14 protein-coding genes are annotated in these 13900 nt (G+C 73.2%); 8 read left to right on the forward strand and 6 right to left on the reverse strand.

The genetic code is table 11. The annotated features are described in order from the left end of the window. Positions 1–20: 20 nt before the first annotated feature. Positions 21–683 carry a type 1 glutamine amidotransferase family protein gene (locus AB4880_RS11320; protein ID WP_367919341.1) on the reverse strand — a complete coding sequence of 221 codons (663 nt, stop codon included), beginning with the start codon at positions 681–683 and terminating at the stop codon, positions 21–23. 65 nt (positions 684–748) lie between these two features. Further along, positions 749–1291 (reverse strand): gamma carbonic anhydrase family protein, encoded by a 543-nt coding sequence (locus AB4880_RS11325; protein WP_367919342.1) that lies wholly within the window; start codon positions 1289–1291, stop codon positions 749–751. A gap of 242 nt (positions 1292–1533) precedes the next feature. On the opposite strand from AB4880_RS11325, the gene AB4880_RS11330 reads away from it, so the two are divergent. Together AB4880_RS11330 and AB4880_RS11335 are read left to right on the forward strand one after the other, a co-directional pair. Then, positions 1534–3066 carry a S8 family peptidase gene (locus AB4880_RS11330; protein ID WP_367919343.1) on the forward strand — a complete coding sequence of 511 codons (1533 nt, stop codon included), beginning with the start codon at positions 1534–1536 and terminating at the stop codon, positions 3064–3066. 78 nt (positions 3067–3144) lie between these two features. Further along, complete coding sequence (locus tag AB4880_RS11335; RefSeq protein WP_367919344.1) at positions 3145–3762, forward strand: GTP pyrophosphokinase; 618 nt, start codon at positions 3145–3147, stop codon at positions 3760–3762. A gap of 110 nt (positions 3763–3872) precedes the next feature. On the opposite strand, the gene AB4880_RS11340 is transcribed toward AB4880_RS11335, so the two are convergent. Beyond that, positions 3873–4019 carry a hypothetical protein gene (locus AB4880_RS11340; RefSeq protein WP_367919345.1) on the reverse strand — a complete coding sequence of 49 codons (147 nt, stop codon included), beginning with the start codon at positions 4017–4019 and terminating at the stop codon, positions 3873–3875. Then, positions 4016–4315, reverse strand: coding sequence for a hypothetical protein (locus AB4880_RS11345; RefSeq protein ID WP_367919346.1), 300 nt, complete (start codon positions 4313–4315; stop codon positions 4016–4018). Before AB4880_RS11345 ends, AB4880_RS11340 begins: the two co-directional genes overlap by 4 nt. Before the next feature lie 42 nt (positions 4316–4357). Here AB4880_RS11345 and AB4880_RS11350 point away from each other — a divergent pair, with 42 nt between their 5' ends. Then, positions 4358–5536, forward strand: coding sequence for a DUF5005 domain-containing protein (locus AB4880_RS11350; RefSeq protein WP_367919347.1), 1179 nt, complete (start codon positions 4358–4360; stop codon positions 5534–5536). Here the strand turns inward: AB4880_RS11350 and AB4880_RS11355 are convergent. After that, positions 5520–6374, reverse strand: coding sequence for an LLM class F420-dependent oxidoreductase (locus tag AB4880_RS11355; protein ID WP_367919348.1), 855 nt, complete (start codon positions 6372–6374; stop codon positions 5520–5522). The two genes, AB4880_RS11350 and AB4880_RS11355, sit on opposite strands and share 17 nt — an antisense overlap. Before the next feature lie 88 nt (positions 6375–6462). Here AB4880_RS11355 and AB4880_RS11360 point away from each other — a divergent pair, with 88 nt between their 5' ends. The 3 genes from AB4880_RS11360 (at position 6463) to AB4880_RS11370 (ending at position 9114) form a co-directional block, all read left to right on the forward strand. Next, positions 6463–7254 (forward strand): hypothetical protein, encoded by a 792-nt coding sequence (locus tag AB4880_RS11360; protein WP_367919349.1) that lies wholly within the window; start codon positions 6463–6465, stop codon positions 7252–7254. 334 nt (positions 7255–7588) lie between these two features. Beyond that, positions 7589–8320 carry an SDR family NAD(P)-dependent oxidoreductase gene (locus AB4880_RS11365; RefSeq protein WP_367919350.1) on the forward strand — a complete coding sequence of 244 codons (732 nt, stop codon included), beginning with the start codon at positions 7589–7591 and terminating at the stop codon, positions 8318–8320. Beyond that, positions 8317–9114: an SDR family NAD(P)-dependent oxidoreductase gene (locus AB4880_RS11370; protein WP_367919351.1), complete on the forward strand. Its 798-nt coding sequence runs from the start codon at positions 8317–8319 to the stop codon at positions 9112–9114. Before AB4880_RS11365 ends, AB4880_RS11370 begins: the two co-directional genes overlap by 4 nt. Here the strand turns inward: AB4880_RS11370 and AB4880_RS11375 are convergent. After that, positions 9101–11929: an FAD-binding and (Fe-S)-binding domain-containing protein gene (locus tag AB4880_RS11375; protein WP_367919352.1), complete on the reverse strand. Its 2829-nt coding sequence runs from the start codon at positions 11927–11929 to the stop codon at positions 9101–9103. The two genes, AB4880_RS11370 and AB4880_RS11375, sit on opposite strands and share 14 nt — an antisense overlap. Before the next feature lie 91 nt (positions 11930–12020). On the opposite strand from AB4880_RS11375, the gene AB4880_RS11380 reads away from it, so the two are divergent. Beyond that, positions 12021–13076 (forward strand): LLM class F420-dependent oxidoreductase, encoded by a 1056-nt coding sequence (locus AB4880_RS11380; RefSeq protein WP_367919353.1) that lies wholly within the window; start codon positions 12021–12023, stop codon positions 13074–13076. After that, positions 13073–13888, forward strand: a complete 816-nt coding sequence (locus AB4880_RS11385) for a crotonase/enoyl-CoA hydratase family protein (protein ID WP_367919354.1) — start codon at positions 13073–13075, stop codon at positions 13886–13888. Before AB4880_RS11380 ends, AB4880_RS11385 begins: the two co-directional genes overlap by 4 nt. Positions 13889–13900: the final 12 nt, after the last annotated feature.

The following is a 13900-nucleotide window of genomic DNA, read 5'->3' on the forward strand; positions in this document are numbered from 1 at the left end:
GCGATGCAGGTCGGTGCACGTCAGCCGACGAGCACGCCGTCGGCGGCCGGGCGGAACCGCAGCGCGGCGCCCGCCCCGGCGACCTCGACCGCGCCGTCGCGGACGACGACCGCGGTGTGCTCGTCGACGGCGTACGCCTCGGCGACCAGCCCGGCGCGGACCGCCTGCAGCGCGCGCGACGTCGTCCCCCACTGGGACGCGTGGACGTCGACCGCGAACCCGACCCGGCCGAGGCCGTCGACCACGGTCAGCTCGTCGAGGTCCTCGCCGGCGTCCTCGGGGCAGATCGCCGTGCCGTCGAGCTGCCAGCCGCCGACGACGGCGCGCTCGGCGGCGATCGCGGCGCCCGCGGAGAAGCCGGCATAGGGGAGCCCGGCCAGCGCGGCGCGCTGCGGGGCGACCAGCTCGGCGTAGAGCGGGGTGAGCCCGCCGGCCACGAAGACGCCCGCCGCGCCCGCCACGTCCTCGGCCGTCAGCGGACGCCCCTCCTTCAGGACGACGTCGTGCACCGAGGCCGCGTCGGCCAGCACGCCGCGCCAGCGCTCGAGGTCGACGCCCTCGCCGTCGTCGACGACCACGCAGGCGACCTCGCCGCCGCCGGTCGCCTCGACGAAGGGGGCGAGCAGGCGTCGTACCTGCTCCTCCTCACGTCCTCCGCCGATGAGCACGCTCAGGGTCACCATCTACTCCTCTTCACGATCAGGTTGCTGGTAGAGGATGGCGCGTCCCGGCTCGTCGCGCCGGGTCTTCAGCGGGAAAGGTCGCCCCCGACCGGCTCGACGCCCTCGCGGTGCCGCTTGGCCAGCTCGGCGTAGTAGGGCGCATTGGTCTCGACCCAGAACTGCGCGCCGGTGCCCTCGATCGGCTTCTTCGTCTCCGCCGGCGCGCCCGCGGCCAGGACGCCGTCCGGGATCTCGGTGCCGGGCGTGACCAGCGCGCCAGCGGCGACCAGCGTCCCGGCGCCGATCCTGGCGCCGTCGAGGACGGTGCTCATGTTGCCGAGCAGCGACTTCTCGCCGATCGCGTCGCCGTGGAAGACGCAGGAGTGCGCGACCGTGGCGTGGGGGCCGATCTCGACGGTGACGTCGGGGCCGCCGTGGACGACGGAGTTGTCCTGGATGTTCGAGCCCTCGCGCACGATGATCGTGCAGATGTCGGCGCGCAGGACGGCGCCGTACCAGACGCTGGCGCCCTTCTCGACGCGCACGTCGCCGATCAGCGTGGCCGTCGGGGCGACGAACGCCTCCGGGTGGACCTGCGGACGGCGGCCTTCGAACTCGTAGCAGAACACGACCCCACGGTAGGGGGATCGTGTCGACAGAGCGTCATTCGCCCCGTGGGCTCTCACCCACGGAAACCTATGACGTCAGCTCCCCCGTGTGGGGGGTTTCGGGGGTCCACGGGGGCGGAGCCCCCGTGTGGGGGGTTTCGGGGGTCCACGGGGGCGGAGCCCCCGTGTGGGGTGACGCAGGACACGTCGCGATGCCAGGATGCCGGGGCGCACACCCGCGCTCCTCTCGGAAAGGAACACACATGTCCTTGCGCACCACCCGGCGCTTGCGCGCCGCCGCTCTCTCGGTCGCCGCCGGCGTCACCCTCGCCGGACTCGCCGCGACCACCTCGGGGGCCACCGCGGCGCCCGCGGGAGCCGCCGCCGACGGGCCACCGTCGACACCGGTCCCGATCAGCACCCCCGACGGCGTCGTGTCGGCGTATGTCGTCAACGCCAAGCAGGCCAACCCCGGCCAGACCCGTCTCCTCGAGCGCGCCGTTCGCGCGTCCGGTGGCGTCGTCGTCCAGTCCTGGCCCCAGATCGGCGTCGTGATCGCGCACAGCGACCGCGCCTCGTTCCGCGACGACGTCCGTCGTCTCGGTGGCAATGCGGTGGAGTCCGTCGGCGCGACCCGCACCGTCCCCGTCACCGAGGGCACCCCGGACGGCGTCCCGGCGCCGTGGGGCCCCGGCAAGGGCCAGATCCGCAAGTCCCGGCAGTCCCCGCAGCGTGACGACACCGAGAGCACCGTCACCGCCTCCGACCCGCGCGAGTCGGAGCAGTGGGACATGAAGATGATCAAGGCCGACCAGGCGCACGCGATCACCGACGGCTCCCGCAATGTCGTCGTCGGCATCCTCGACAGCGGCATCGACCCCGACCACCCGGACCTCGCCGCCAACATCGACCTCGCCGACTCGGTCAACTGCACCGACGGCGGCCGCCCCGACACCTCCCCGACCGGCTGGTACCCGACCACCAGCGACCACGGCACCCACGTCGCCGGCACCATCGGCGCCGCGCGCAACGGCGTCGGCATCGTCGGCGTCGCGCCCAACGTCCGGATGGCGTCGGTCAAGGTCGTCAACGACGACGGGTTCATCTACCCCGAGTACGCCGTCTGCGGCTTCATCTGGGCGGGCAGCCACGGCATGGACGTGACCAACAACAGCTACTACGTCGACCCGTTCGAGTTCTACTGCGAGGACCAGCCCGACCAGTACGCCGCCAAGGAGGCCGTCCGTCGTGCGGTCGCCTGGTCGACCGACCAGGGCGTCGTGCACGCCGCGGCGGCCGGCAACTCGGCGTACGACCTGGCCAACAAGACGACCGACGAGGGCAGCCCCGACGACGGCACCGCCGTCCCGCGCACGCTCAACAACGGCTGCCAGGACATCCCGACCGAGCTGCCGGGCGTGGTGACCGTCTCGTCGCTGGAGCGGTTCCCGACCACCAGCCTCGAGAACCGGCTGTCGAGCTTCAGCAACCGCGGCCTCGGCGTCATCGACGTCGCCGCCCCGGGCTCGCGGATCCTGTCGACCATCGTCGCCGGCAACGGCTACGGCCTGAAGTCCGGTACGTCGATGGCGTCGCCGCACGTCGCCGGCGTCCTCGCGCTGATGAAGTCGGTCCACCCGGACTGGACCCCGGCCCAGATGGTCGCCAAGCTGCGCGCCCAGGCCGACGACCACCCGTGCGTGGTCGCCACCGCGGGCGCGCCGTGCGTCGGCACCGACGCCGACAACAGCTACTACGGCGAGGGCGTCGTCGACGCGCTCGACGCGGTGCAGTAGCGCTCGGCCGACCACCTCGTGCCCGGTCGACCGGTGGCCGCCCTCGCGCGGTCACCGGTCACCGGGCACACTCGATGCGTGACTGCTGCCGACGCCCGAACCGACCAGGAGATCGGTCAGTTCCTGCTGCACTACAAGTTCGGCCTCGACGAGATGCTGACCAAGATCAACATCCTGCGGGAGGAGCTCGCGTTCCGCGGCACCGGCAGCCCGATCGAGCACGTCAGCTCGCGGCTCAAGTCCCTCGACAGCCTCCAGGCGAAGGCGCTCCGGCACGGTGTGCCGCTCGAGACCGAGGCGATCGCCGCGGCGATCACCGACATCGCCGGCATCCGGATCGTCTGCAGCTTCATCTCCGACGCCTACCACGTCCTCGACATGCTGACGACGCAGCCGGACGTCACGGTCCGCACGATCAAGGACTACATCGCCAACCCCAAGCCCAACGGCTACCGGAGCCTGCACGCGATCGTCGAGATCCCGGTCTTCCTCTCCGACACCGCGCGCACCGTGCCGGTCGAGCTGCAGATCCGCACCGTCGCCCAGGACTTCTGGGCGAGCGTCGAGCACAAGATCTACTACAAGTACGACAAGGCGGTGCCGGGTGAGCTCATCGACGAGCTGTCCGCCGCGGCCCGGGTCGCCCACGAGCTCGACGCGCGGATGGCCGAGCTGCACCGCACGGTCCACGGCTGAGCGACCGGGTCAGAGCCGGGTCGCCGTCATCTCCTGGAAGAGCTCGAGGTCGCCGTCCGGCACCACCGGCCTGCCGCGCGGCCAGCCGAAGCGTCACTCGCCGGCGGACGTCAGCGGCGTTTCGCCGTCCAGCCGGCGGTGCGTGAGCAGCTCCCGACCCGGTAGTCGAGTGCGCCCGCCTTGGCCCGGCCGGTCCGCGTGAACTGCGCCTTGAGCGTGATCGTCGAGCTCGCGTTCGGCTTCCAGGTGCGGCTCACCCTGCCCTTCGCGTCCTGGTCCGGGGGAACGCCAGCGGGTGCACCCGTACCTCGATGTGGTCGAGGTTCCAGCAGTAGACGGTCAGGTTGACCTTGAAGGCGGCCAGCTTCCGGTCGCGGGTCACCTTCATGGTGGCCTTCTCCTGCGCGGTGCCGTCGGAGATCAGCCGGCCGGCGTACGTCCCGGCCTCGAGCGGTACGGCGCGCGCGGGGGTGGCGCTGCTCACCGTCGCCGTCGGTACGACGAGCAGCAGGCCGAGCCCGAGCGTCAGGGTGATGCGAGCATGTCGAGACACAGGGGTCCCTCCTCGAGAAGGGGCTGGGGAGTGGGTTCGATCATGCCGTTGCGGAGAAGCCTCGCCAGATCAGTGGCGGGCGCGGTCGTCGGGCTCGTGCTGCTCGCGGGCTGCGACGCCGGTCCGCGGGCCGGTGCGCCGCACCCGGGCGCCGAGCCCGGCCCCTCGACGGCGAGCGACGTCACCACCGACTGCCTCGCCACCGGCAGCCTCGACACCGTCGCCGGGATCAACCGCTTCGTGACCGGGGTCCGCGGCGGCGGCGCCTTCGCCGGCGGCGACGTGGGCGCCAGCGTGCAGCTGCAGGACGGACGGCGGCTGTTCGTCTTCGGCGACACCCTGCGTGCGCCCACCTACCAGGGCCAGCAGTTCGTGCGGAACTCGATGCTCGTCTTCGCGCCCGGCTGCAGCCGGGTGGTGCTGCCGGCGGCCGACGGCGGCGCGGTGATCCCCGACCGCCCGGACGGCGTCGGCTACTGGCCGATGTCCATCGCCCGGATCGAGCGCTACGGCGTCGACCTGGTCGGCGTCGGCGTCCAGCGGGTCCGGGCGCGCGGCAAGGGGGTCTTCGACTTCGAGATCCTCGGGCCGTCGATGGCGCTCTTCCGGGTGCCGCGCGGCGGGGTGCCGCAGCTGGTGACGGTCCGCGACCTCGGCCCCGACCACGTCGACCCGGAGCAGCCGATGTGGGGTGCGGCGGCCGTCGTCCGGGGCGGGTGGGTCTATCTCTTCGGCACGGCCCGCCGCCGCGACGCGCGGATCGAGGGCTTCTCGCTGCGCGTCGCGCGGGTGCGGCCGGCGTCGCTGGCGCACCGCGCCGACTGGCGGTTCTGGGACGGCGCCCGGTGGTCGCGGCGCGAGCGCACGGCCGCCGTCCTGGTCCCGTCGCGCGGGGGCGTCTCGCAGACGCTGAGTGTCTTCCGCAGCGGCGGTAGCTGGTACGCCCTGAGCAAGCGCGACGAAGTGCTCGGCAGCGACCTCACGCTGTGGCGCGCGCCCCGGATCACCGGCCCGTACGTCGCCCTGCCGCCGGCCGCCCACATCCCGTCCGACGCCGCCACCGGCACGCTGCGCTACCTCCCGCTGGCCCATCCCGACCTGCTGCCCGTGCCGGGCACGGTCGTGGTCAGCTACAGCGAGAACAACACCGACTTTCAGCAGGTCCGCGAGGACCCGCGTCGCTACCGGCCGCGCTTCCTGCGGATCAGGCTCCCGCGCTGATCTCCGCGAGCGCGTGCAGCTGCTCGACGTAGTGGCTGGGCGAGTCGGCCGCGATCCGCACCGACGCCGACGTCGCGCCGACCTGTTCGAGGGTGCCGAGCTGCTCGCGGGCGGTGTCGGGCGCACCGGCTGGGTCGAGGGCGGTGGCGGGGGCGAGGACGACCTCGAAGCCGTCGGGGACGCCGGCGCGGTCGATCATGTCCTTCAGCTCGGCCGGCGACAGCCCGAACGGCACCCAGCCGTCGGCGAGCTCGACCGCCCGGCGCAGCGAGCGCAGGGTGCGTCCGCCCATCCAGAGCGGGACCTGGTCCTGGACGGCGTGCGGCTCGACCATCACGTCGCGGAAGGAGAAGTGCGGGCCGTCGTACTCGGGCTCGGACTGGGACAGCGCGGCCCGCAGCGCCTTGAGCGCGTCGTCGGCGATGGCGCCGCGGCCCTCGAACTGCGCGCCGAGGAGCGCGAACTCCTCCTCGAGCGAGCCCACGCCGAGGCCGAGGACGAGTCGGCCGCCGCTGACCAGGTCGAGGGTGCCGTAGCGCTTCGCGATGGCGAGCGGGTGGTGGTAGCCGAGGACCAGGACCTGCGTGGCGAGGCGGATGCGCGTCGTTCGGGCGGCGAGGTAGCCGAAGGTGGCCAGCGGGTCCCAGTAGGTGCCGCCGCGCTGCTTCGCGATCTCGGTGGGGACCATGACGTGCTCGCTGCAGGTGAGGAAGTCGAAGCCGAGGGTGTCGGCGGCCTCGGCGATGGTGCCGAGCTCGGCGATGCCGGCGTCGGCCTCCCAGGGGGAGAACGCTCCCGGCAGCTGGACCACGACGGGGCTGTTGATCCCGATCTTCATGTTGCCTCTTCCCTCGGTCGCAGCACTCTGATAGACCAAGTGCTTGCTTGGTAAGAAGAAGCCTAGCCCGAATCCCCCGGAGGCAGCGTTGACCGTCCCACCGCTCGTGTTCTTCTCGTTCGTGACCCTCGAGGGCGCCGGCCCCGCGGAGCACCGCGCCTACAACGAGTGGCACCAGCTCGACCACCGCCCGGAGAACCTCGCCCTCCCCGGCGTCCTCTGGGGCGACCGCTGGGCGCGCCCCGCCGACTACCGCGACGGCGTCGCCTCCGCGGAGCACGCCGCGACGGACTATGTCGCGATGTACTGGTTCAAGGACCCGATCGAGCAGTCGCTGCGCGAATGGTCGGACCTCGGCTCCGACTCCTTCCAGTGGGGCCGCGGGCCGCTCATCCCCGGCGTCCAGCGCAAGCTGCTGTCGTTCTTCCGTCCGGTCAAGGGGTACGCCGCGCCGTCCGCCCTGGTCTCGCCCGACGTCCTCCCCTACCGCCCCAACCGCGGCCTGCACCTCACCCTCTCCCGCCACGCCGAGCCGCACTCCGGCGCGACCCACGAGCACTACGCGTGGCAGGACCGGACCCTCATCCCCGGCCTCCTCGACCTCGACGGGGTCGCGGGGGCGTGGACGTTCTCGTTCGCCTACCACCAGTCGCACCCGTCGCTGCCGCTGGCGACCGAGACGCCGGACGCGGCGGAGTCGCTGCGGATCCGGCTGGTCTACCTGGAGGACGAGCCGCTGGACGTCTCCGCGGCGATCCTCAAGCGGACCGCCGAGCTGGCGGGCGACCGCGAGGTGGGGCTGTCGCCGGAGGCGGCGGCGTCGGAGGAGGTGCTGCTGAGCACGCCGCTGCGCACGATCGTGCCGTGGCAGGACTGGTGAGCCTCGCTTAGCCGACCCGGCACAAACTGGCCCGCGAAATGCGCCGACCCGGCACAAACTGGCCCGCGAAATGCGCCGACCCGGCGGAAACTGGCTAGCGAAATGCGCCGACCCGGCGGAAACTTCTGCCGGGTCGATCATCGGCGCGGATCGCATCAACCAGGTTCACCGGATCCGCGCCAAGCAGGCCCCCGCAGCCCACCCGCGCCCGCCGGCCCCGCCAGTCCCCGCCAGTCCCCGCCGGCCAGGTCCTTCCCCCCGATCTAGAACACGTTCTATTCTGGCCCGGCCGCCGCCACCCGCCGCGCGGCGTACCGAGCCCAGGAGGAACCGCATGACCGAGCAGCCCCGCGCCCAGCGCTTCACCGACCGCCGCGTGGTCGTCACCGGTGCGGCCGGTGGTCTCGGCAAGGTGGTGGCCGAGCTGTTCCGGGCGGAGGGGGCGCGGGTGGTGGCCACGGACGTCGTCGCGACCGACGGCGTCGTCACCTGCGACCTCGCGGACGACGGCGCGCGCGACGTCTTCGTCAAGGATGCGCTCGCCGAGCTGGGTGGGCTGGACGTGCTGTGCAATGTCGCCGGGATCCAGAAGTTCGCCGAGATGAGCACGCTCACGGCCGACCTGCTGCGCAAGCACTTCGACGTCAACGCGCTCGCCCCGATCATGCTCACCCAGGCGTTCGCCGAGGCGCTCGTCGAGAGCCAGGGGAATGTCGTCACGGTGGCGTCCATCTCGGCGCAGATGGCGCAGCCGTACAACGCGCCGTACAACTCCTCGAAGGCCGCGCTGCTGCTCGGCATGCGTTCGCTCGGCGTCGAGCTGGCGCTGAAGGGCGTGCGGGTCAACTGCGTGTCGCCGGGCGGCATCGCGACGCCGATGGTCGAGTCCGCGGCCGCGGGGCTGCCGGCCGACGCCAACTGGGACCTGATCGCGCGCAGCACGTCCGTCATCCCCGGCTTCATGCCGCCGAGCGACGTCGCCGAGGCCCTGCTCTACCTCGCCTCCGACCAGGCCGCGTCCGTCACCGGCGCCAACCTCGTCGTCGACCGCGGCGTCGTCTGGTGACCGTACGACGAGCGGTCGTCACCGGCGCCGGGCCGTCGTCGATCGGGCGTGCGGTCGCGGACCTGCTCACGGCCCGGGGCTGGGACGTCGTCACGACGACCCGCGCGACCCTCGACCTCACCGACCGGAGGTCGGTCGCGGCCTTCGCCGAGCGCTACGCCGCCCGTTCGGAGCGCCTCGACCTGCTCGTCAACAGTGCCGGCATCCACCTCGACCTCGGGTCGCGGTGGAAGGAGCCGCAGCTCGTCGACGGCCACGAGGTGCACTGGCGGACCAACTACCTCGGCACCGTCGACCTCACCACGGCGCTGCTCCCCGCGCTCCTCAACGCGCCCTCGCCGACAGTCCTCCACGTCGTCTCCCAGCTCCACGAGCGCGGCACCACCGACGCGCTCCTGGGGCGCCCGACGCCCTACGACTCGTGGGCGGCGTACGGCACGTCCAAGCTCGGGCTGGTCCATCACGCGGCCCACCTCGCCCAGCAGTACGGCGACCGCGGGCTCCGCGCGCTGGCCGTCCATCCCGGCGCGGTGTCGACCAATATCGCCAACCGCGGCCTCGAGACCCGGCCCGTGCTGCGGCGGCTGCGCAACCTGGCGCTGCCCCTCGAGCGGCGCAGCCTGATGACGCCCGCCGACTCGGCGCGCCACCTGGTGCAGATCGCGACCGACCCCGACGCCGGGTCGGGCTACTACCGCAAGAGCCGCCCCACCGAGCCGGCGCCGGCCGCCGCGGACCTGACCGCCCGCAGCGCGCTGCTGCAGGCGACCGAGGAGTGGCTCAGCGCGCGCTGACGCCCTGGGCGAGCAGCTGGGCGAGGTGCAGCGGCGTCTCGTCCTCGGCGAGCTCGGCGAGCTGCGTCCGGCAGGAGAAGCCGTCGGCCAGCACCACGCGCCGGGCCTCGCCGGCCGAGGCGCGCAGCGCGGGCAGCAGGTTCTGCTCGGCCACCGCGAGGGACACCTCGTAGTGCCCCTGCTCGACGCCGAAGTTGCCCGCCATGCCGCAGCATCCGGCCACCGGCTCGACGCTCGCGCCCGCCTTCTCCAGCAGCGCCTGGTCGGCCGACCAGCCCATCACCGCGTGGTGGTGGCAGTGCGGCTGGGCGACGACGCGGACGCCGATCAGATCGGGCGGCGTCCACTCGGGCCGCAGCGCCAGCGCCTCGGCGAGGGTCAGCGTGGCGGCCGCGACGGCCGCGGCATCGGCGCCCGGCACCAGCTCGCGCAGCTCGTGCCGCAGGACGGCGGTGCACGACGGCTCGATGCCCACGATCGGCACGCCCGCCTTCGCGTCGTCCGCCAGCGCGTCGACCATCCCGCGCAGCCGCTTCGCCGCGCCGTCGAGCTGGCCGGTGCTGATCCACGGCAGGCCGCAGCACTCCTGCTGCCGGGTGATCCGCGGGTCGTAGCCCGCCGCCCGCAGCACCTCCACCGCCGCGTCGGCGACCTGCGGCGCGAAATGGTTGGTGAACGAGTCGACGAAGAGCACCACCGGCGTCCCCGTGCCGGCAGAGCCCCCGAAGGTACGCCGGAAGGTACGCCGCGCGAACGACGGCATCCGCCGCCGGGTGTCGACGCCCGCCGCCTTCAGCGCGACCTTGCGCAGCGGCCCGACGTCCATCGACCGGTTCGCGAACCGCGGCATCGCCGAGCCGACCTTCGCCCACCGCGGCAGCCAGCCGACCGAGTAGTGCGAGCGCGGCCGCAGTCTGCCCTGGTAGGTCTGGTGCAGCACCTCGGCCTTGTAGGACGCCATGTCGGTGCCCGTCGGGCAGTCCGACGCGCAGCCCTTGCACGCCAGGCACAGGTCGAGCGCGTCGTGCACGGCGGGGGAGTCCCACGACACGGCGCTGTCGCCGTTGACGATCTCCTGCAGCAGTCGCGCGCGGCCGCGGGTGGAGTGGATCTCCTCCTTGGTCGCCTGGTACGACGGGCACATCACGCCGCCCGAGCCGCTGTTGTCGGCGCGGCACTTGCCGACGCCGGTGCAGCGGTGCACGGCCTGGCCGAAGTCGCCGCCGTCGTCGGCGTAGGCGAACGCGAGGCCCTTCGTCAGCCGCGCGGTCGAGGAGTAGCGCAGGTCGGCGGTGCTCGACGCCGGCTCGACCAGGACGCCCGGGTTGAGCAGTCCGGTCGGGTCGAAGGCCCGCTTCACCGACGCCATCAGCGACAGCGCGGCGGGGGAGTACATCCGCGGCAGCAGGTCGCTGCGCGCCCGGCCGTCGCCGTGCTCGCCGGACAGCGAGCCGCCGAGCGAGGTCACCAGGTCGGCGGCCTCCTCGAGGAAGGCCCGGAACCGGTCGGCGCCGTCAGGGCGCGCGAACGGGAAGTCCATCCGCACGTGCAGGCAGCCCTCGCCGAAGTGCCCGAACGGCATCGCGGTCAGCTCGTGCGTGGCGAGCAGGCCCTCGAACGCGGTGAGGTACTCGCCGAGCCGCTCCGGCGGAACGGCCGAGTCCTCCCAGCCCGCCCACGCCGGCTTCCCGGACGGCGCCCGCCCGGCCAGCCCGGCGCCGTCGGCGCGGATCTTCCAGAGCCGGTCGGCTGTCCGCGGGTCGTCGACGACCAGCGCGGAGACGCCCAGGCCGGCCGCGGCGAGCAGCTCCGCGCGCCGCCGTACGTCGTCGGGGTCGTCGCCGGAGAGCTCGACGAACATCCAGGCGTCGCCCGCCGGCAGTGCCGGTACGGCGTCCGGCCCGCGGCGCTCGCGGATGACGTCGACGATCCGCCGGTCGAGGCCCTCGCAGGCCGACGGCTCGAAGGCGAGCACGTCCGTGGTCGCGTGGCCCGCGGTCGGGAAGTCGGGGAAGCCGAGCACCACCATCAGCGCCGCCTTCGGCGCGCGGACCAGGCGCACCGTGGCCTCGGTGAGCACCGCGAGCGTGCCCTCGGAGCCCACCAGCGCACGGGTCAGGTCGAAGCCGCGCTCGGGGACCAGCTGGTCGAGCGCGATGCCGGAGACATGCCGGCCGAAGGTGCCGAACTCGGTGCGCGCGGTGGCCAGGTCGCCGGCGATCACGCCGCGCACCCGGTCGAGGACGTCGGAGCCGGTGGCCGTCGCGACCGGCGCGCCCGAGGCGTCGTAGCCGGTCACGAGCTCGGTGCCGTCGGCCAGCAGCGCACGGACGCCGCGGACGTTGTGGGCGGTGCGGCCGTAGGCCAGCGAGCGCGCGCCGCAGGCGTCGTTGCCGATCATGCCGCCGATGGTGCAGCGGGTGCTCGTCGACGGGTCCGGCCCGAACTTCAGTCCGTGCGGAGCGACCGCCTTCTGCAGCTGCGCCTGCACCACGCCCGGCTGGACGACGGCCGTCTCGGCCTCGGCGTCCACCGAGACGATCTGGTTGAGGTGCCGGCTGAAGTCGACGACGACGCCCGGCCCGATCGCATTGCCCGCGACCGACGTACCGGCGCCGCGCGCGGTCACCGTCAGCCCCAGCTCGCGCGCCCCGAGCAGCAGGGCGCGCACCTCGTCGCTCGAGCGCGGGAAGGCGACGGCGGCGGGCGGGACTCGGTAGAGGGAGGCGTCGGAGGAGTAGGCGCCGAGGAAGGCGGCGTCATCGGTGACGTCGCCCGCTCCGTGGCGCTGGAGCTGCTGAGCGATGCCGGACACGTGCGCAATCTAGTCGGTCACGAGTGGCGGCTACGCTCCCGTCCCAGGTCACGAGGACCACACGACAGCCCGCGACAGCCCAGGAGGCGCCATGCGACTCGGCATGATCATCGACTACTCCGGCGGCTTCGCCGAGACCGTGGAGCTGCTGCAGGAGTACGAGCGCAACGGCCTCGACCTGGTGGCCATGCCCGAGGCGTACTCCTTCGACGCGGTCAGCCAGCTCGGCTACATCGCGGCGAAGACCGAGCGGCTCGAGCTGATGTCGGCGATCTTCCAGATCTACACGCGCACCCCGTCGCTGACCGCGATGACCGCCGCCGGCCTCGACTTCGTCTCCGACGGCCGGTTCACCCTCGGCCTCGGCGCGAGCGGCCCGCAGGTGATCGAGGGCTTCCACGGCGTCAAGTACGACGCCCCGCTCGGCCGCACCCGCGAGGTGATCGAGATCTGCCGGCAGGTGTGGAAGCGCCAGCCGGTCGAGTTCGAGGGCCGGTACTACGACGTCCCGCTCACCAAGGACAAGGGCGGCTCGGGCCTCGGCAAGCCGCTCAAGATCATCAACCACCCGGTCCGCTCCGAGATCCCGATCTCGGTCGCCGCACTCGGCCCCAAGAACGTCGCCCTCGTCGCCGAGCTGGCCGACGGCTGGCAGCCGCTGTTCTTCCACCCCGGCAAGGTCGACCGCGCCTGGGGCGCGCCGCTGGAGGAGGGCTTCGCGAAGCGCGACGCCGCGCTCGGCGAGCTCGACATCCAGCTCCAGATCGCGTTCCACCTCGGCGAGCCCTCGCCGGAGGCGCTGCAGGCGATCCGCAACCAGCTCGCGCTGTACGTCGGCGGCATGGGCGCGCGCGACAAGAACTTCTACAACCAGCTGGCCTGCCGCTACGGCTACGAGGCGGAGGCCAAGGAGATCCAGGACCTCTACCTGTCGGGTCGGAAGGCGGAGGCCGCGGCCGCCGTACCGGACGACCTGGTGGAGGCGGTGACCCTGCTCGGCGACGAGGACGCGATCCGCCGGCAGGTGGCCGAGTTCCACGCCGCCGGCGTCCGGACCTTCCTGCTCAACCCGCTCGCCGCCACCGACGAGGACCGGGTCGCGCAGGTCCGCCGGCTGTCGGAGATCGTCACGGAGGTGACCGCGTGAGCGAGCCGCGCTTCACCGTCACCCGCGACGGCGCGGTCGCCACCGTCGGCCTGGCCGGGCCGGGCGGCAAGGCGGTCATGGACGACGCCTTCTTCGCCGAGCTCGCCGCGACCTTCACCGAGCTCGACGCCGACGACGCCGTCCGCGCGGTCGTCGTCGCCGGCGCCGGACCGCACTTCTCCTTCGGCCTCGACCTGGCCGCGGCCGCGCAGACCTTCGCGCCGCTGCGTGCGGCGACCCATGCCGGCGCGCGCCAGGAGCTGCTCGCGCTGATCCGCCGCTGGCAGGGGACGCTGGACGTCGTCGCGAGCCTGCGCAAGCCGACCGTCGCCGCGGTGACCGGCTGGTGCATCGGCGGCGGCGTCGACCTCGCCGTCGCGTGTGACGTCCGGATCGCGTCGGCCGACGCCACCTTCAGCGTCCGCGAGGCCAAGGTCGGGATCGTCGCCGACCTCGGCAGCCTCCAGCGCCTGGTCGGCGTCATCGGCGACGGCCACCTCCGCGAGCTGGCGCTGACCGGCGACGACATCGACGCCGACCGGGCCGCCGCGATCGGTCTGGTCAACCACATGCTGCCCTCGCCGGACGAGGCCCGGGAGGCCGCCGCCACGCTCGCCGCGCGGATGGCGGCCAACTCGCCGCTGGTGCTGCGCGGCATCAAGGACGTCCTCGACGCCGAGCGGGCTCCGCGCGTGGAGGCCGGGCTGCGCTACACGGCGGTGTGGAACTCGGCGTTCCTGCTCAGCGACGACCTGGACGAGGCGATGACGGCGTTCGTGGAGCGTCGTCGGCCCGACTTCACCGGACGCTGACCGCGGGTCAGC

The organism is Nocardioides ginsengisoli (assembly GCF_039537225.1).
GTDB lineage: Bacteria > Actinomycetota > Actinomycetes > Propionibacteriales > Nocardioidaceae > Nocardioides > Nocardioides ginsengisoli.